Source organism: Burkholderia sp. RF2-non_BP3 (genome assembly GCF_001522185.1).
Classification (GTDB): Bacteria; Pseudomonadota; Gammaproteobacteria; order Burkholderiales; family Burkholderiaceae; genus Burkholderia; species Burkholderia diffusa.
The window spans coordinates 299,721-318,844 of sequence record NZ_LOSU01000028.1; the positions used below are offsets into that span (position 1 = coordinate 299,721).

At 66.4% G+C, this 19,124-nt stretch carries 13 protein-coding genes; 8 read left to right on the forward strand and 5 right to left on the reverse strand.

Annotated elements, in window-relative coordinates:
• Window positions 1-82: 82 nt before the first annotated feature.
• From WS45_RS11855 to WS45_RS11865, 3 genes are read left to right on the forward strand one after another with little or no spacing between them, the layout of a single operon-like run.
• Complete coding sequence (locus WS45_RS11855; protein ID WP_059699943.1) at window positions 83-2,275, forward strand: hypothetical protein; 2,193 nt, start codon at window positions 83-85, stop codon at window positions 2,273-2,275.
• A 43-nt stretch (window positions 2,276-2,318) separates the two neighbouring features.
• Window positions 2,319-3,785, forward strand: a complete 1,467-nt coding sequence (locus WS45_RS11860; RefSeq protein WP_059699945.1) for a flippase — start codon at window positions 2,319-2,321, stop codon at window positions 3,783-3,785.
• The gene (locus tag WS45_RS11865; RefSeq protein WP_059699947.1) at window positions 3,782-6,247 is read left to right on the forward strand and encodes a glycosyltransferase family 4 protein; all 2,466 of its coding nucleotides are present in this window, start codon (window positions 3,782-3,784) and stop codon (window positions 6,245-6,247) included. The genes WS45_RS11860 and WS45_RS11865 overlap by 4 nt, the downstream gene beginning before the upstream one ends.
• Window positions 6,248-6,453: 206 nt before the next feature.
• Here WS45_RS11865 and WS45_RS11870 read toward each other — a convergent pair whose 3' ends face one another.
• Window positions 6,454-7,629: an acyltransferase family protein gene (locus WS45_RS11870; protein WP_059699949.1), complete on the reverse strand. Its 1,176-nt coding sequence runs from the start codon at window positions 7,627-7,629 to the stop codon at window positions 6,454-6,456.
• 213 nt (window positions 7,630-7,842) lie between these two features.
• On the opposite strand from WS45_RS11870, the gene WS45_RS35640 reads away from it, so the two are divergent.
• Both WS45_RS35640 and galU read left to right on the forward strand, forming a co-directional pair.
• Complete coding sequence (locus tag WS45_RS35640; protein WP_006479318.1) at window positions 7,843-7,986, forward strand: hypothetical protein; 144 nt, start codon at window positions 7,843-7,845, stop codon at window positions 7,984-7,986.
• Window positions 7,987-8,214: 228 nt separating this feature from the next.
• On the forward strand, window positions 8,215-9,102 hold the full coding sequence (gene galU / locus WS45_RS11880; protein WP_034179975.1) for a UTP--glucose-1-phosphate uridylyltransferase GalU: 888 nt from the start codon (window positions 8,215-8,217) through the stop codon (window positions 9,100-9,102).
• A 318-nt stretch (window positions 9,103-9,420) separates the two neighbouring features.
• Here the strand turns inward: galU and WS45_RS11885 are convergent, their stop codons facing one another.
• Window positions 9,421-10,539 carry an acyltransferase family protein gene (locus WS45_RS11885; RefSeq protein WP_059699951.1) on the reverse strand — a complete coding sequence of 373 codons (1,119 nt, stop codon included), beginning with the start codon at window positions 10,537-10,539 and terminating at the stop codon, window positions 9,421-9,423.
• 268 nt (window positions 10,540-10,807) lie between these two features.
• Between WS45_RS11885 and WS45_RS11890 the strand changes: the two genes are divergently transcribed.
• On the forward strand, window positions 10,808-11,257 hold the full coding sequence (locus WS45_RS11890; RefSeq protein ID WP_011548077.1) for an HU family DNA-binding protein: 450 nt from the start codon (window positions 10,808-10,810) through the stop codon (window positions 11,255-11,257).
• A gap of 259 nt (window positions 11,258-11,516) precedes the next feature.
• Entirely contained in the window at window positions 11,517-12,317 is an 801-nt protein-coding gene (locus tag WS45_RS11895) for an AadA family aminoglycoside 3''-O-nucleotidyltransferase (RefSeq protein ID WP_059700571.1), read from the forward strand.
• 137 nt (window positions 12,318-12,454) lie between these two features.
• Here the strand turns inward: WS45_RS11895 and WS45_RS11900 are convergent, their stop codons facing one another.
• The 3 genes from WS45_RS11900 to WS45_RS11910 form a co-directional block, all read right to left on the reverse strand.
• Window positions 12,455-12,928: a VOC family protein gene (locus tag WS45_RS11900; protein WP_059689716.1), complete on the reverse strand. Its 474-nt coding sequence runs from the start codon at window positions 12,926-12,928 to the stop codon at window positions 12,455-12,457.
• Window positions 12,929-13,398: 470 nt separating this feature from the next.
• Window positions 13,399-14,556: a porin gene (locus tag WS45_RS11905; RefSeq protein ID WP_059689719.1), complete on the reverse strand. Its 1,158-nt coding sequence runs from the start codon at window positions 14,554-14,556 to the stop codon at window positions 13,399-13,401.
• Window positions 14,557-14,983: 427 nt separating this feature from the next.
• Entirely contained in the window at window positions 14,984-15,904 is a 921-nt protein-coding gene (locus tag WS45_RS11910) for a YihY/virulence factor BrkB family protein (RefSeq protein ID WP_059699953.1), read from the reverse strand.
• A 141-nt stretch (window positions 15,905-16,045) separates the two neighbouring features.
• Here WS45_RS11910 and fdnG point away from each other — a divergent pair, with 141 nt between their 5' ends.
• The gene (gene fdnG / locus WS45_RS11920) at window positions 16,046-19,117 is read left to right on the forward strand and encodes a formate dehydrogenase-N subunit alpha (RefSeq protein WP_156437126.1); all 3,072 of its coding nucleotides are present in this window, start codon (window positions 16,046-16,048) and stop codon (window positions 19,115-19,117) included.
• The last annotated feature ends 7 nt before the right edge of the window (window positions 19,118-19,124 follow it).

Sequence of the window (19,124 nt, forward strand, 5' to 3'; positions counted from 1 at the left end):
CGCGTGCAGGCAGCATGCCGCGCCGCCGGTCGCTTCCGCATCGAGTCTGGAGAGCGCATTGCGACGTCTGATTCTGGTTGGCATGACGGTATGCGCGGCGCTGTCCGCGAGCGCCGCATCGGCTGAAACCGTGTTGCCCGCGACCACGTCGTGGATCGGCAACACGTTCGGCTATGGCGACGGCAGCTGGACGCAGATCGACATCCGCGCGATCGCGGTGACGCCCGACGGCAAGGTGTATACGAACGCGCCGTGGGACGAGAGCGGCGCCGAGGCGAGCGTCTACCAGGACGGGAAGATGCTCGGCTTCGCCGGCGGCACGCACGGCTGGGGCAACCTCGGCGGCAACGCGGTCGCGGTGAACGGCAAGTATGCGTACGTCGCGATTGGCGTCGGCAACGAGCGCGGCCATCTGCAGTCGCCCGGCATCTGGCCGGACAAGGGCAAGCAGTGGTTCGGCATTTCGCGCCGCACGATCGGCGACATGAAGCAGCCGGCGCCGTTCCGCGCCGCGCCGCAGGTCGCGCCGGGCGGGCGCGCCGATGCCGGCCGCGCGCGCATGGCCGCCAGCTTCATGATGGTCAACGAGGTGCCGGCCCCGGCCCGGTCCGAAGTGGGCGAGGCGAAGGCGGAAGTCGGCGGCCTCGCGGCCGACGACAAGACGCTGTTCTCGACGAATCCGTCGCATGACGCGGTGGACGTGTACGACGCCGAGACGATGCAGAAGAAGGCCACCTGGAGCGCGCACGAGCCGGGCCGCATCGCGCTCGCCGGCGACGGCACGCTGTGGCTGCTCACCGATACGATCGGCGGGCCCGCGCACCTCGTGCACGTGCGCGCGGACGGCCGCAAGCTCGACGACGCGCCCGCGCTGCCCGACGGCACCGAGGCGGTGGACGTGGCGGTCGACGCGAAAGGGCGCGTGCTGGTCGCGGACAACGGGCCGCGCCAGCAGGTGCTGATCTTCTCGAAAGGCGGCAAGGGCTACGCACCGTCGGGCACGCTCGGCGAGCGCGGCGGAATCTTCGCGGGCCCGGTGCCGGGCCGTCCGGGGCCGCAGCGCTTCAACGGGCTGACGGGCGTGGGCGTCGATCGCGCGGGCAACGTGTACGTGTCGATGAACGGCATCGGACCGCGTCACGACACGATCGGCGCGGGGCTCGGCGCGGTGCTCGAGAGCTATACGCCGGACGGCAAGCTGCGCTGGCAAGTGCAGGGGCTGCTGTTCGTCGACGGCGCGTGGCTCGATCCGGCGCGGCCGAACAGCGTGTATACGGGCAACAAGCGCTTCGAGCTCGATTTGTCGAAGCCGCCCGGCCAGGACTGGAAATACGCCGGCTTCCTGTCGAACCGCTTCAAGTATCCGGACGATCCCGTGTTCCACACGGACCAGTATCCCGGCATGCCGTTCGCGCGGCGCGTCGACGGCCGCACGTTCCTGTACCTGACCGACATGTACGCCGACCACCTGAAGATCTACCGCTTCGACGCGAAGCGCGACGGCGAGGTCGCGATTCCGTCGGGCCTGATCGCGGGTCGCGCGCGGCCGGTCGACAAGGTGCCGAACAAGCCGCCGGGCGGCGACTGGATCTGGCGCGACGCGAACGGCAACGGCCGGCTCGACGAGGACGAATTCACGACCAACACGACCGGCAAGGCAAAGGCGGGCGGCTGGGGCTGGTGGGTCGACACGAAGGGCGACATCTGGCGCACGAGCGACGTGCGCGGGATTCATCGCTTCGCCTACGGCGGCGTCGACAAGGCCGGCAACCCGATCTACTCGTACGACAAGGTCACGACCTATCCGATGCCGCAGCCGTTCACGCAACTGCGCCGCGCGATCTACGAGCCGCAGACGGACACGCTGTACGTGACGGGCTACACGGCCGATGCGCCGCCGCAGCCGGGCATCAACAAGGAAGTCGGCCGCGTGCTGGTGCGCTTCGACAAGTGGTCGACCGGCTCGCCGGTGGTGCGCTACACGGTCGCGCTGCCGTGGCAGCTCGACGCGAAGCCGATCCTCGACCTGATCGGCATCACGGTCGAAGGCCGCTACATCTTCACGGTGGAGCCGGTCGGCAAGATCCACGTGTACGACAAGGAAACTGGCAAGGAGGTCGGCGTGATGAGCCCGGGCGCGGAGGTCGGCAAGGCGTCGGGCTGGGTCGACGTGCCGTTCGGCATCAGCGCGTTCCGGCGCGAGAACGGCGAATACCTGGTGTTCGTCGAGGAAGACGCGCGCGGCAAGGTGCTGATGTATCGCTGGAAACCGTGACGGGCGGCGCGCCGTCGTCGTTGGCGTCACACAAGGCAGAAGCATGGACAAAGGCATACTCAAGAACGTTTCGATCAACTTCATCGGGCTGATCCTGCCGACCTTCGTGTCGCTGGTGACGGTGCCCGCGTACATCCACGCGCTGGGCGTCGAACGCTACGGCGTCGTCAGCCTCGTGTGGACGCTGATCGGTTATTTCGGGATCCTCGATCTCGGGATGAGCATGGCCGCGCAGAACCACATCTCGAAGGCGCTCGCGAGCGGCAACGCGGACGAAAGCGCGCGGGTCTTCTGGAGCGCGTTCTGGCTGAACCTCGGCACCGGCATCGTCGGCGGCCTGCTGATCTATTTCGGCGCGTTCGTCTACACCGCGTATTTCACGAAGGTGTCGGCGGCGATGCAGCACGAGGTGTATGTCGCGTTGCCGTGGCTCGCGCTCGCGATTCCGCTCGCGAACGTGTCGTGGGTGTTCGCCGGCGCGATCAACGGGGCCGAACGGTTCGGCGTGTTCAACACGAACCAGACGATCGGCACGTTCCTGTTCCAGCTGCTGCCGCTCGGCGCCGCATGGTGGATCGCGCCGAACCTGCAGACGGTGCTGGCCGCGGCCGTCCTCGCGCGGCTCATCGCGGCGGTGATGCTCGGTCACGCAAGCATCAAGGTGCTCGGGATCCGGCGCATCGACCCGCCGCAGTGGGGCACCGCGAAAGGGCTGTTCAACTTCGGCGGCTGGATGCTGATCGCGAGCACGACGAGCATGATCGCCGACACGCTCGACCGCGTGATGCTCGGCGCCGGCATGGGCGCGAAGTTCGTCACCTATTACACGGTTCCGCAGAACCTCGTCACGCGGCTGAACATGCTGCCGAACGCGCTGGTGCGCACGCTGTTTCCGCGCCTGTCGGCGGTCGGCCGCGACCATGCCGACACGCTCGCGCGCCAGTCGCTCGAATTCCTGAACGGCGTGTTCACGCCGGTCGGCATCGTCGCGATTTTCGCGCTCGCACCGTTCCTCACGTTGTGGGTCGGCGCCGATCTCGCCGCGCATTCGGCGCCGGTCGGGCGCGTGCTGGTGATCAGCGTCTGGCTCGTCGGCCAGGCGAGCGTCACGCGGATCCTGATCCAGTCGCAGGTCAATCCGGCCCGGGCGGCGTTCGCCGGGCTCGTCGAGATGCCGTTCTTCGTCGGCGGCCTGTGGTTCGGCATTCATCACTTCGGGCTGATCGGCGCGGCGGTGGTCGTCGCGACCCGCGCGCTGGTCGATTACGGCGTGCTGCTTTACCTGTCGGCGATCCGGATGCGCGCGATCGTGCTCGACATGCTCGCGCATCTCGCCTTCCTGCTCGCGAGCCTGTTTCTGGCGCAGGCGTGGTCGGGGCTCGGCGAGTCGATCGGCCTCTGCGCGGTCGTGCTGGTGCTGAACCTTGCGTGGTCGCTCACGATGACGCCGGCCCTGCGCGCGCTGGTGCGCGACCTGTTCGTCCGTCTCAATGCGAGGAAAACCGTATGAATCGCGATCTGGCGGAACACGCCATCCTGAACCTCGCCACGGCCGATGCCGCCGTGGCCGAAGCCGGCGACACCGCCGCGCTGCGACGGACCGAACCGGCCGGGCAGGCGGGCGCCCGCGATGCGTCGCGCCCGCTGCGCGTGGCGATCGTCCACGACTGGCTCGTCACGTACGCCGGCGCCGAGCGCGTGCTCGAACAGATCGTCGCGTGCTTTCCCGACGCGGACCTGTTCAGCCTCGTCGATTTTCTCGACGATCGCGCGTTCGTGCGCGGCAAGCGGGTGACGACCTCGTTCATCCAGAAACTGCCGTTCGCGCGCACCAAGTACCGCAGCTACCTGCCGCTGATGCCGCTCGCGATCGAGCAGCTCGACGTGTCGGACTACGATCTCGTGATCTCCAGCAGCCATGCGGTCGCGAAGGGCGTCCTGACCGGGCCGGACCAGATGCACATCAGCTACGTGCATTCGCCGATCCGCTACGCGTGGGACCTGCAGCACCAGTATCTGGAACAGTCGAACCTCACACACGGGCCGAAGTCGCTGCTCGCGCGGATGATCCTGCATTACATCCGCAACTGGGACACGCGCACCGCGAACGCGGTCGACGGCTTCGTCGCGAACTCCGCGTTCATCGCGCGACGCATCCGCAAGGTATATCACCGCGACGCGGCGGTGATCTTCCCGCCGGTCGACGTCGACGGCTTCTCGCTGAACGAGGCGAAGGACGATTTCTACCTGACCGCGTCGCGGATGGTGCCGTACAAGAAGATTGACCTGATCGTCGAAGCGTTCTCGCGCACGCCGGAGCGCAAGCTCGTGGTGATCGGCGACGGCCCCGAGATGCAGAAGATCCGCGCGAAGGCCGGCCCGAACGTCGAGATCATGGGTTATCAACCGTTCGCGGTGCTGCACGACCGGATGCGGCGCGCGAAGGCGTTCGTGTTCGCGGCCGAGGAGGATTTCGGGATCTCGGTGGTCGAGGCGCAGGCGTGCGGCACGCCCGTGATCGCTTACGGCAAGGGCGGTGCGCTCGAGACGGTGCTCGAGCCGCGCGCGCACGCGAATCCGACCGGGCTGTTCTTCGACGAACAGACGCCGCACGCGATCGTCGCGGCGGTCGACGATTTCGAGCGGGCGCCGCAGCGCTTCACGCCGCACGCGTGCCGCGCGAATGCGGAGCGCTTCTCCGCCGACACGTTCCGGCGGCGCTTCCTCGACTACGTGGAGGCGGCGCTGCCCGGCTCGACCGCGCAGCGTGGCACGGCCGTCGCGCCGATGCCGCCCGCGCGCGGCCCGGCGACGCTCGTGCTGGACCAGAGCGGCGTGCTCGGCGGCGCGGAGCTGTCGCTGCTGGAGATCATGAAGCACATGCGCACGAACGCCGACGTGGTGCTGTTCGACGATGGCCCGTTCCGCGCGGCGCTCGACGAGATCGGCGCGCGCGTCGACGTGCTCGACCAGGGCGCGCTCGCCGGGGTGCGCAAGCAGGGCGGCGTGTCGGCCGGCGCGTTGAAGCAGCTTTACACGCTCGTGCGGGACGTCGCGCGGCGCGCACGCCGCGCCGAGGTGATCTACGCGAACACGCAGCGTGCGATGGTGGTCGCGGCGCTGGCCGGGCGGCTCGCGCGCAAGCCGGTGGTCTGGCACCTGCGCGACATCGTCAGCGGCGACCATTTCGGCAGCAAGCAACTGATGGCGATCAAATACTGCGCGCGGTTCGGCGTCACGCGCGTGATCGCGAACTCCGACGCGTCCGCGCAGGCGTTTCGTGCGCTGACGGGCTTCACGCCACAGCACGTCGACGTCGTATTCAACGGCATTTCGGCGGAACCGTTCGACGCGCTGGACACGGCCAGCCAGGCCGCGCTGCGCGCGCGCTTCGGGCTGCCCGAGCACGCATGGCTGGTCGGCTCGTTCAGCCGCCTCGCGCACTGGAAGGGGCAGCACCTGCTGCTGGAGGCCGCGGCTCGCCATCCGGACATGCACGTGGTGCTGGTCGGCGCGCCGCTGTTCGGCGAGGACGAATACGCGGCGCAGCTGCACGAGATCGTCGCGCGTCACGGGATGGACGATCGCGTGCACTTCCTCGGCTTCCAGCGCGACGTGGCCGCGTGCATGAAGGCGGTCGACGTGGTCGCGCATACGTCGATCACGCCGGAGCCGTTCGGGCGCGTGATCGTCGAGGGGATGCTCGCACGGCGGCCGGTGGTTGCGGCCCGCGCGGGCGGAGTCGTCGAGATCATCGAGGACGGCGAAAACGGGCTGCTGTGCGAGCCGGGCAACGCGACCGCGCTGGCCGATGCGCTGGGCAGGCTGCAGCACGACGCCGCGCTGCGCGAGCGGCTCGTCGCGAGCGGGCGGGCGACCGCGGTGCGCCGGTTCGGCACCGCGACCTATGTGGAACGGGTCGAGAAGATCCTCGCGGATACGGTGAAGGCCGCGAAGGCGCAGAAGCGGTAGGTGCGGCGCGTCGGCGCGAATCGACGCCATGCGCCGGGAAACGGGCCCTCATGCGGCGGTGTGCTGCATGAGGGTTCTGCTTTTTGGGCGGGCGATGCGGCGGCAGTGCAGCCGCCCAGGCGGCGCGTGACGCCGCGTCACGCCCATGAAAATGCCCCCGGGCGACCTGAGGTCGCGCGGGGGCCGGGAGCGCCGTAACGGCGCAATCAGGCAGCCCGTTCGGGCGCCGGTGCGACGACGCGGGCGGCGCGCGTCGGCTTCAGGCTGGCCGACCACATCATCGCGGGGCGTTCGAACAGCCGGTAGAACACGTAGGCGACCGGAATCGCGGCGGCCATGAACGCGATCGACGGCCAGATCGACAGTTGCAGTTCGGAGTGGAACAGCACCGAGCCGAGGCAGACGAACAGCGGCAGATGGATCAGGTACAGCGAGTAGCTGAAGTCGCCGAACCAGCCGAGCACGCGCAACAGCGGCGTCGGGCGCGGCGGGCACGCGAGCGCGCGGTACAGGAAGCACGCGAAGCCGGCCGCCCACAGCTGGAACGCGCCGTACTGGCCGAAATGGAACGCGCCGCAGCCCGCGGCCAGCAGCGCGGCGGCCGCGAGATACCACGCGCGCGACGGCACGGCGGCCGTGCCGCGCGCCGGCTGCGCGCGCACGTCGGCGATCCATGCGCCGACCGTCCAGGACAGCCAGTACGACGTGAAGAACTGCAGGTCGTGCCGTTCGAGCAGCCACGCTGACGCGACGTTGACGAGCGCGACGGCCGCCACGATGGCCGGCATGCCGATGCGCCGGCGCAGCGCGAACAGCAGCGGGTAGATCGCATAGAACTGCACTTCGAGCGACAGCGTCCACAGCGCGCCGTTCGACCCGTACGTGTAGCCGGCGACACCCTGCAGCGAGAACAGGTTCACGAGGAACGCGGTGAGGCCGACGTCGCGGATCTTGTGGCTGACCGGCGCGATCTGCAGGCTGACCGCGTCCATCGCGAGCGTGAACAGCAGCGCGGCGAGCAGCACCGGGTAGATGCGCGCGAAGCGGCGCGCCCAGAAGTTCGGCGCGTCGAGCCGGTACGCGGGGTTGGCCGCGAGCTTGAGCGCCGCGTTGCGATGGATGCAGTAGCCGCTGATCACGAAGAAGATCGGCACGCCGGCGGAGCCCCACGCGAACGGGAAGGTCAGGTAGCCGGCGATCACGCTCGGGTTCAGCGCATGACCGTAAGCGTGATGGAAGCTCTGCATGCCGACCCAGACGACCTGGCGGCAGTGGAAATAGGCGACGAGCAGCGCCGCGAACCCGCGCATCGCGTCGATCACGTGTTCCTTGTGGTCGGCGACGGGCGGCGCGGTCAAAGACGATCCGCTGAAAGCTTGCATGCGATTCGATTCCTTGCGACGGATGAAGGGGATGGTCCAATCGTAATGCGCAAGAATTCGATCGAATGAATAAAAAAATCTCGCCGGGAAATGACGGTGTTTCAGATGGTGGTTTTATTCCGGTCTGAAAGCGGTTTCGCCGCCGCCACAATTATTTGCCGATTTTTTTCTGATAGCTTGAAGCTCCAGTTGATTGATGCAAGGAGCGGCAAGATGGACATGCATTGGATCGCGAGCGCGGCAGTACTGCTGGTCATGGCCGTGCTGTCGGCGTACCGCGAGGCGCTGAAGAACGAGCCGATTCGCCCGGGCCTCGAGCGGGGCGGCGTCCCGTATATCGAGGAATTCGAATCGTAAGAATTTGTATCCGGAAAATCGGTAATTTGTTTATGTGTCGGCGCCGGGTTCGGCAATATCGACCGGATTCGCCGATTATCTATTTTCCGGAAACATGGGCAATAGGTCCATATCGAAAATGAGCGGAGTGGAATTGGCCGTGCCGCCGGTTCTCGATATGCCGTTCGAAAAACAATCGCGCCGGGTCGCCCAGCGACGCGGCGCAGTCAACGCAATCAGGATGCGAACATGTTGAAAGTCACCAAGGCCGTGTTCCCCGTCGCCGGTCTCGGCACGCGGTTCCTCCCGGCAACGAAGGCGAGCCCGAAGGAGATGCTGCCCGTCGTCGACAAGCCGCTGATCCAGTACGCGGTCGAGGAAGCGATCAACGCCGGTATCACCGAGATGATCTTCGTGACCGGGCGCAGCAAGCGCGCGATCGAGGATCACTTCGACAAGTCGTACGAGATCGAGGCCGAACTCGAGGCGCGCGGCAAGGAAAAGCTGCTCGAACTCGTGCGCGGCATCAAGCCGAGCCACGTGAACTGCTTCTACGTGCGCCAGCCGGAAGCGCTCGGTCTCGGCCACGCGGTGCTGTGCGCGGAAAAGCTCGTGCACGGCGAGCCGTTCGCGGTGATTCTCGCCGACGACCTGCTGCACGGCGAACAGCCGGTGCTCAAGCAGCTCGTCGACGTGTTCGACCACTATCACAGCTCGGTGATTGGCGTCGAGACGATTCCGCGCGAGGACAGCCGCTCGTACGGCGTCGTCGAAGGCCGCGAGTGGGAAGAGGACATCATCAAGCTGTCGGGCATCATCGAGAAGCCGGCGCCGGAAGACGCGCCGTCGAACCTCGGCGTGGTCGGCCGCTACGTGTTCATGCCGACGATCTTCGATCATCTGCGCAAGCTCAAGCCGGGTGCCGGCGGCGAGCTGCAGCTGACCGACGCGGTCCAGACGCTGCTCGCGAACGAACAGGTGCTCGCGTATCGCTACTACGGCACGCGTTTCGATTGCGGCAGCAAGATCGGCTACCTCAAGGCGACCGTCGAGCTCGCGCTCCAGCATCCGGAAGTGAGCCGCGAATTCGAGGCGTACCTGCGTACCTGTCTGCCCGCGCTGGCTGCTGTCGCATAAGCAGCCGCGCTGCTCCGTTGTTTCAGGTGGTGGTTGTTCCGTTGGCCCCGGCTGCCTCGTGCGTCGGGGCTTTTTTGCGTGTGGACGAAGTGCGCGCGTGCGGCGGCGGGTGAGCGGCGATGCGGATGTCGGGCGGGTTCGAGCAGGTGTGTGCGCGACGATTCTGGTATGCCGCCGGACGGTGATGCCGGTTCGAGCGCGCGTTGAGCGGTGCGCCGGATGTCGCGGCGATGAAACCGGTGCCGGCGCGCCGGCCGCTTGCGCGCTGATGAACGACGGTTGCGTACAGGCTGCGTCGCGTCCGCGCCGGTATCGCGCTCAGCGCGGCGACGTGCTCGGCCGCGCGACGAAGTACCGGGCCAGCATCGCGGCGATCGGCTTCTTGAAGTCGAGCAGGCGCCGTTCCAGATAGCGCCACGACAGATGTGCGAGCAGCACGGCAAGCGCGAACTGCAGCAGTTCGGGCAGCGCTTCCCGGACGATTCCGGGCATCGGCACGTGCGCGAACAGCGCGGGCATCTCCCCGAAACGTGCCGGGATCAGGTTGTGGAACAGGTAGAAGCCGTAGCTGATCGTGCCGAGATAGACGAGCGGCGCCCAGTCGAGCAGTGCCACGGCCGGATGGTCGGGTTCGGTGACGATCCACAGCATCAGCGCGCCGAGCGACGCGGACAGGCCGAGATCCGCGAGCCCCGTGACGACGTCCGGCAGCATCGTGAACGCGGGCAGCGCGAGGAAGAACACGACGCCGGCGGCGCCGAGCCAGCCGGGCGGAATGCGGCGGACGACGTCCTGGCCGCGATCGGCGAGCGCCATCGCGCCGACGCCGCCCAGCGCGATCAGCGCGAAATTCCACGGGGAAAACGCGTAGATCAGCACCGGCGATGCATCGACCGCGTAGAGCGCGAGATGCGCGAGCGCGCACAGCGCGATGGCCGCGACGCCGAGCACGACGTGGCGCGCGGCCGGCACCGCGAGCAGCGTGAGCGGCGCAATCATATAGAACTGCTGCTCAACCGCGAGGCTCCAGAAGTGCGACGTGGAGCCCGGCCAGCCGTCCTTGACGACGCCGATCCAGTAATTCGACAGGAACGTGGCGTGCCAAGCGAGCCCGAGATCGACGCCGCGCTGGTAGAACAGCGCGTGCGCGATCGCGAGCGCGGCGAGCAGCAGGTAATAGACGGGAAAGATCCGCAGCGCGCGCTTCGCGAGAAACAGCGCCAGCGCATGACGGCGCGTCATCGCGCCGCATTCGATCGCCTGACGATTGCGATGCAGTTCGCCGACGATCAGGAATCCGCTGATGAAGAAGAACGTCCACACACCGAGCTTGCCCACGTCGACGGCGAGGACGTGGCCCTTGTGGGACAGGAAAACGAGGATGACGGCGATGGCTCGCAGGCCGTCGAGTCCTTTGACGTATCTGACTTCGCGCATGAAGGCATCCGGGGCACTGAGCGAGGTCAGTATAGGTGCGCAAATATCGAACGTAATTCGCGATCGGACGCGTTTGGACGTATACGTGAAGGCGTTTTTCGATGCTGGAGCGGCGTCGAAGTCGGTCGCGCGCAACAAAACCTGCGGGAAACCCCGCGAAAACGCATAAAAGTACTCCACGAAGCGTCAAGGCGCTTGTAGAATCCGGCGTTGAAGCGCGCGCGTTGCACGCTTCGTGTATCCAACGACCACACCTGGTAGGAGAAACATGGCGACTTCCGCAAAAAAGGTGGCCAAGAAGGCTGCCGCACCGGCCACCAAGAAAGTGGCTGCCAAAAAGGCTGCGCCCGCGAAGAAAGTAGTGGCCAAGAAGGCTGTCGCGAAGGCAGCACCGGCTGCTCCGACGCCGCTGAAGGACAAGTTCACGAAGGCATCGCTCGCAACGCACATCGCTGAGCGCGCAGCTGTCGAAGTGAAGGCGGTCAAGGCAGTGCTCGTCGCACTCGAGAACGTCGTGCTGGGCTCGGTTCACAAGAAGGGCGCAGGCGAGTTCACGCTGCCGGGTCTGCTGAAGATCACGGCGCAAGTCGTGCCGGCGAAGAAGAAGCGCTTCGGCAAGGATCCGTTCACGGGCGAAGAGCGCTGGTTCCCGGCGAAGCCGGCCAGCGTGCGCGTGAAGGCACGTGCGCTGAAGAAGCTGAAGGACGCGGCTGCGTAATGCCGCGTAACGGTCGCCGAATGCATGTCGGCGGCCGTTGCGATGTCCGACGATCCCCGTACGCGAAAGCGTACGGGGATTTTTATTGCGCCGCGCAAATCGAACGGCCGCGTCGGTATCGCACGGCGCGGATACGGCCTGACGTGACGCGCATCCGGTGTGGCGGGCCGCTTGCGCGGATGGCCGGATCGTCGTGTTCGTGCCGGCGCGCGGCGCTGCATCGCCGCGCGTTGCGCGCGCGTCGCGCGGGGCTTGCGCGATGAACGCGACGATCGTTCCCGCCGAGATCGCCGAGCAGGTGACGGTCGCGTGCGCCGCGATCGAACGGCATCTCGGCGCGACGCTGCAGGCGATGCATCTGTTCGGTTCGGCGCTCGACGGCGGGCTGAAACCGCGCAGCGACATCGACCTGCTGGTGACGGTTGCCGCATCGCCGGGCGAAGCGATGCGGCGCGCGCTGATGCTCGACTTGCTCGACGTGTCTGCGCCGCCACGGAGCGAGGCGCTCATGCGCGCGCTGGAAGTAACCGTGGTCGTGCGCGGCGACGTGGTGCCGTGGCGTCATCCCGCCCGGCGCGAACTTCAGTTCGGCGAATGGCTGCGCCGCGATCTGCGCGCGGGTATCGTCGAGCCGGCATGCGTCGATCACGATCGGGCCATTCTGTTGACGAAGGTGCGGCAGCACGACGTTGCGCTGCGCGGGCCGCGCGCGGCCGCGTGGTTCGACGCGGTGCCCGCACGCGATTTCGTCGCCGCGCTCCTCGCCACGGTTGCGCAGTGGAATGCCGAGCCCGACTGGCGCGGCGACGAATGCAACGTCGTGCTCGCGCTCGCGCGCATCTGGTACAGCGCCGCGACCGGCAGGATCGCGCCGAAGGATGTCGCCGCGGCGTGGGCGCTGGAGCGCCTGCCCGACACGTACCGCCCCGTTCTGGCGGCCGCGCGTACCGTCTATCTGCGCGGTGACGGCGACGGTGCCGATGCGCTGTTGTCGCGCCAACAGGTCGCCGCATTCGTGCGTTACGTGCGACGGATCGTCGAAGCCATGTTGTCGGCGTAGCCGCGCGCGAACGGCCGCTGCCCGCGATTGCGTCGCGGCGCGATGCAATCCCGTCGACGGCCGCGGTCAGGCGCGTATCGCGCGCGCCGCGGGCGTGCCGATGCCCGCGCGCAGGAGGCTGCGGCGCCGGTGCTTCGTCAGCCCGCCGTGCCGGCGTAGGCGGCCTTCAGCGCGGCGACGTCGAACTTCGTCATCTGCATCATGGCCGCGGCCACGCGCGCCGCCTTGACCTCGTCACGGTCGGCCATCATCGGGATCAGCGCGTCGGGCACGATCTGCCATGAGACGCCGAAGCGGTCACGCAGCCAGCCGCAGCCGTCGGCCGTGCCGCCGTTGTCGAGCAGCGCGCTCCAGTAGCGGTCGAGTTCCGCCTGGTCGGCGCAACTGATCATCAGCGAGATCGCGTGGTTGAACGTCTCGGTGCGCGGGTGGCTCATCGCGATGAACGGCTGGCCGAACAGCTCGAATTCGACCATCCGGGTGCCGCTGGTGCCGGGTATCGCCGTGACGCGCACGACGCGCGAGTTCGGGAAAATGCCCGCGTAGAAGGCCGCGGCTTCTTCGGCTTCCGTCGCATACCAGAGGAACGGCGTGATCTTCTGAATCGTCATGGAGCGTCTCCTGTCGGATGTCGGTGAAGGATGGGGCAATCTGCGTGCCGCCATCGATACGACGGACGAAGGCCGTCGAAATCGACAAGTCGAAGCATAGTGCTTCGCCTCGCTGTATCGAAATCGGCAGGGTGGGCGGACAAGCGTCCGTTGCGATGCCGGATTCCGCGTCGTCGCGCGTCAGGGGGATATGGCGAAGTTCGTGCGGCGGCGTGCGCCTGGCCGGCCGTATGCGGCCGTCGGACAGCAAGGGGTGTCCGGATGCCTCAGGACAGGCTTCCAGCGCGCGACAGGCGGTCCAGGAGCCGCTCCCGGCCGGTTGCCGTACCCAAGTGCCGACCACGGCCATCGCCCGCCACGGCGCCGCCGGCAACGGACGAAAAAAAACCAGCCACGGCCGAAACCGGTGACTGGTTTTGCAGTTCGGCGACATGGCGTCGGAGACGCCATGCACACCGGAAACGTACTTCTTAGAACTTGTGGCGAATGCCGACCGCGACCAGCTCGGCCGAGCTCTTGCCAGCGAAGCCGTACGAAGCGATCGACGCTTGCGCGCTTTGCTGCACGCCGTCGACGAGCTGCGTGCCGCTTGCGTGCTGGTATGCGCCAACCAGGTAGACGTCCGTGCGCTTCGACAGCGAGTAGTCCGCGCCGACACCGACTTGGTGGTACTTGGCCGACGTGTCGCCGCTAGCCTTCGTGTACGAGTAGCCGAGGCCCAGCAGCAGCGGCGGCGTGACCTGGTACGTCACGAACGCGCGGCCCGTGTTGTACTTTTCGGTCGAGCCGAAGCCCGAGAATGCGTCCGGCTTGTACTGTGCGTTGCTGTAGCCGAGGCCGAACGTCACCGGGCCGAGGGCATACTGGCCTGCGACTTGCGCGATGGCGATCGACTTCGCCGTTGCGTAACCCGAGTTGATCGGGCCGTCGAAGATCGCGTCGGACGTCGTCGAACCCCAGCCTGCGCGGCCGACAGCCGTCGTCGGCGACGGGTTGGCTGCGTAGAAGTAGCCTGCTGCAACGCCGACCGGGCCGTTGTTGTAGGCAGCCGCGACCGACCACGTCTGGCCCGAACCCGTCTTGCCTGCAACGCCGCCGAGAGCGTACATGCCTTCGACCTGGAAGCCTGCCCAGACCGGCGACGTGTACTTGATTGCGTTGCTGACGCGCAGCGAGTTGTCGTTGTTGTCGACGTCGCCCGGCGTTGCCATCACGCTGCCGAAGTAGTTGTCAGCCGTGACTGCCTGGACCAGGTCGACCAGCGGGTCATACTGGCGGCCGAGCGTCAGCGTACCGTACTGGGCGCTCTCGAGGCCGACGTATGCCTGACGACCGAACATGCGACCGCCCTGGTTCAGGTGGCCGGTGCCCGGATCAAAACCGTTTTCCAACTGGAAGATCGCCTTCAGGCCACCGCCGAGGTCTTCAGCGCCTTTCAGGCCCCAACGGCTGCCTTGCAGGTTGCCCGACAGCATTTGCCACGAGTTGTTGGCTTGGCCGTTGTTGCCGTGAACCCATGCGATCGACGTATCGATCACGCCGTACAGCGTGACGCTCGACTGAGCGTGAGCAGCGCCAGCGGCGCCCAGCAGGGCGAGCGAGAGGGTCGAGAGTGCGAGTTTCTTCATCGTTGAGTATCTCCACGCAAATGAATCGTCATTCGTTATTTGTTGCGGATTGGAGAATAGCTCAGTGCCATACGTGCAAGAAAGCTTAAAAAATAAAGTGTCTCGAAAAGGTAACAGCCGAAAAAAATCCATATATATCAAGGACATCAACGACTGTTCCTCTTTTTGAAATAGTTGACATTTGGTGCGCTGCGATTGTTGCAGCTGTTGATGCGTTCGGCAGGAGAAGGGCGGATTTCGCCGGTTCGTGCGCGGAAATCGAGGCATGCAAACGTTTGCCATTGCAGCGCGCATCGCCTGCCGACGCAAAGAACGCGTCAACGTGCGCGAATGCGTGGCGGGCGGGATGGTTGCGGAAAGGGAGACGGTCGCGTAGGGCGGCGATACGACGCGCGCGGCGCGACCGCGGGAAGCAATACGTGGGGAATCAGTCGCCGCTTGCGCGATCGGTCGGCGCGGCCGCGGCCGCGGCGTTGCCGGTGCGGCGATGCGCATCGCCGCGCGCGGCCGCGAATTCCGCGCCGAGCAGCAGCACGGCCGCCGAGAAGTACAGCCACATCAGCAGGACCGCGAACGATCCGGCCGCGCCGAACGCGCTGGCCGTGCCCGCGCGCGCGAGGTACAGCGCGAACAGCTTCTTGCCGCCCGAGAACAGGATCGCGGACACGATCCCGCCGATCGTCGCGTCGCGCCATGCGACGCGCGCATCGGGCAGGAACTTCATCAGCGCGGCGAACGCGCCCGCGAGCACCGCGATGCCGACGAAGAACTGAAGCAGATTGGTGATCACGACGTACGGCGAATCGCCGAGCAGCCAGGTGCCGACGAACGTGATCGCGGTATCGAGCACCAGCGACACGATCAACAGGAACGCGACGCCGAGCACGAGCCCGAACGAAACCAGCCGCACGCGCACGAGCCCGAGCATGCTCGACCAGCGGCTTTCCGTGCTCGGCCAGATCACGCTCAGCGCGGTGTTCAGCGACGCGAACGTCGCCGACGCGCCGACCGCGAGCGCGGCGAACGAGATCAGCGTCGCGATTCCGCCGCGCTCGCCGGCGCGATGCGCGTTCTGCACGATCGTCTGGATGCTGGCCGCCGCGTCGTCGCCGATCAACTGATGCGCCTGCTCGAACACCTGGCCGCGTGCGGCGTCGTCGCCGTAGAACCAGCCGGCCACGGCGATCACCATCACGAGCGTCGGCGCGAGCGAGAACGCGGAGAAGAACGCGATGCTCGCGGCCATCGCCGAGCAGCGGTCGGACGAGAAGCGCTTGAACGCGTTGAGCGCCCAGTTGGCCTGTTGTTGCGCGAGACGGGTGGCTTCGGACGTGATCGGTCGTTTCATGACGGTTCGGTTGGGCGTTGTACGCGAGGACATCGGGGGATCAGACAAATCCGTATTGATCCGAGGATTCGATCATAGTTGCCTGAACTGTCTATAATTCCTTTCAGTTTCACCTCACCCCACAAAAACGCCGAGACCATCATGCTACAAATGTCCCGGCGCCAGTTCCTGAAGGTGACGGCCACGTCGCTTGCCGGATCGAGTCTTGCCCTGATGGGCTTTTCTCCGACGGAAGCGCTCGCCGAGGTCCGACAGTACAAGCTGGCGCGCACAGTCGAAACGCGCAACACCTGCCCTTATTGCTCGGTGGGTTGCGGCATCCTGATGTATAGCCTCGGTGACGGCGCGAAGAACGCACAGCCGAGCATCATCCATATCGAAGGCGATCCCGACCACCCCGTCAATCGCGGCACGCTGTGCCCGAAGGGTGCGAGCCTGATCGATTTCATCCACAGCCCGAACCGCCTGACGCATCCCGAATACCGCGCGCCCGGCTCGGACAAGTGGGAGCCGATCTCGTGGAACGACGCGCTCGACCGGATCGCGAAGCTGATGAAAGCGGACCGCGACGCGAACTTCGTCGAGACGGCCGAAGACGGCGCGAAGGTCAACCGCTGGCTGACCACCGGCATGCTGGCCGCGTCGGCGGGCAGCAACGAAGTCGGCTACCTGACCCACAAGACTATCCGTAGTCTGGGGATGCTCGCATTCGACAATCAGGCGCGTGTCTGACATGGCCCGACGGTGGCAGGTCTTGCCCCGACGTTTGGCCGTGGAGCGATGACGAACCATTGGGTCGACATCAAGAACGCGGACGTGATTCTCGTGATGGGCGGCAATGCAGCCGAGGCCCATCCGTGCGGTTTCAAATGGGTAACGGAGGCGAAGGCGCACCGCAAGGCGCGGCTGATCGTCGTCGACCCGCGCTTCACGCGTACGGCCTCGGTGGCCGATTACTACGCGCCGATCCGCACCGGCACCGACATCGTCTTCCTGGGCGGTGTGATCAACTATCTGCTGACGAACGACAAGATCCAGCATGAGTACGTGAAGAACTACACGGACTTCTCGTTCATCGTGCGCGAGGATTTCGCGTTCAACGACGGCATCTATTCCGGCTACGACGCGGAGAAACACGCGTACCCGGACAAATCGAGCTGGGACTACGAACGCGGCGACGACGGCTTCGTGAAGGTCGACCCGACGCTGCAGCATCCGCGCTGCGTGTACAACCTGCTGAAGCAGCACTACGCGCGCTATACGCCGGACATGGTGCAGCAGACGTGCGGCACGCCGAAGGAGAAATTCCTGAAGGTGTGCGAAATGCTCGCGACGACGGCCGTTCCCGGCCGCGCCGGCACGGTGCTGTACGCGCTTGGCTGGACCCACCACTCGATCGGCGCGCAGATCATCCGCACCGGCGCGATGGTTCAGCTGCTGCTCGGCAACATCGGCATCGCCGGCGGCGGCATGAACGCGCTGCGCGGCCACTCGAACATCCAGGGGTTGACCGACCTCGGGCTGATGTCGAACCTGCTGCCGGGCTACATGACGCTGCCGATGCAGGCCGAGCAGGATTTCGACGGCTACATCAAGAAGCGCACGCAGCTGCCGCTGCGACCGAACCAGCTGAGCTACTGGAAGAACTACAAGGCCTTCCACGTCAGCTTCATGAAGTCGTGGTGGGGCGATGCGGCGACCGCCGAGAACAACTGGGCCTACGACTACCTGCCGAAGCTGGACAAGCAGTACGACCTGCTGCAGGCGATCGAGCTGATGAATGCCGGCAAGATGAACGGCTACATCTGCCAGGGCTTCAACCCGCTCGCGGCGGCGCCGTCGAAGGTGAAGACGGCGGCAGGCCTCGCGAAGCTGAAGTGGCTCGTGATCATGGATCCGCTCGCGACCGAGACGTCCGAGTTCTGGAAGCATCACGGCGACTACAACGACGTCGATGCGTCGAAGATCCAGACCGAGGTGTTCCGTCTGCCGACCACGTGCTTCGCGGAGGAAAACGGCTCGCTCGTCAGTTCGAGCCGCGTGCTGCAATGGCACTGGAAGGGCGCGGAGCCGCCGGGCCAGGCTCGCAGCGATCTCGAGATCATGTCGGGGCTGTTCCTGCGCATGCGCAAGATGTACCAGACGGACGGCGGCAAGTACCCGGATCCGATCGTGAACCTGACCTGGCCGTACGCGAACCCGGAAAGCCCGACGCCCGAAGAGCTCGCGATGGAGTTCAACGGCCGTGCGCTCGCCGACTTGCCCGACCCGAAGGATCCGGCCAAGACGCTCGTGAAGAAGGGCGAGCAGCTCGCCGCGTTCGCGCAGCTGAAGGACGACGGCACGACCGCGAGCGGCTGCTGGATCTTCTGCGGTGCCTGGACGCAGGCCGGCAACCAGATGGGGCGGCGCGACAACTCGGACCCGACCGGCATCGGCCAGACGCTGAACTGGGCGTGGGCCTGGCCGGCCAACCGGCGGATCCTGTACAACCGCGCGTCGTGCGACGTGAGCGGCAAGCCGTTCGACCCGACCCGCAAGCTGATCGGCTGGAACGGCAGCGCGTGGAAGGGCGCCGACGTGCCGGACTTCAAGGCCGACGAATCGCCCGAGAACGGGATGGGTCCGTTCATCATGAACCCCGAAGGCGTCGCGCGCTTCTTCGCCCGCGCGGGGATGAACGAAGGGCCGTTCCCCGAGCACTACGAGCCGTTCGAGACGCCGCTCGCGGCGAACCCGCTGCACCCCGACAACCCGCAGGCGCTGAATAACCCGGCCGCCCGCGTGTTCCCGGACGACCGCGCGTCGTTCGGCAAGGTGTCGGAGTTCCCGCACGTCGCGACGACTTACCGGCTGACCGAGCATTTCCACTACTGGACCAAGCATGCGCGTCTGAACGCGATCATCCAGCCCGAGCAATTCGTCGAGATCGGCGAAGATCTCGCGAAGGAAGTCGGCGTCGCGCACGGCGATCGCGTGAAGGTGTCGTCCAAGCGCGGTTACATCGTCGCGGTCGCGCTCGTCACGAAGCGGATCAAGCCGCTGACGATCGAGGGCAAGAAGGTCCAGACGGTCGGCGTCCCGTTGCACTGGGGCTTCAAGGGTCTGACGAAGCCCGGCTATCTCGCCAATACCCTGACTCCGTCCGTAGGCGACGGCAACTCGTACACACCGGAATTCAAGTCGTTCCTGGTGAAGGTCGAAAAGGCGTAAGGGGGAA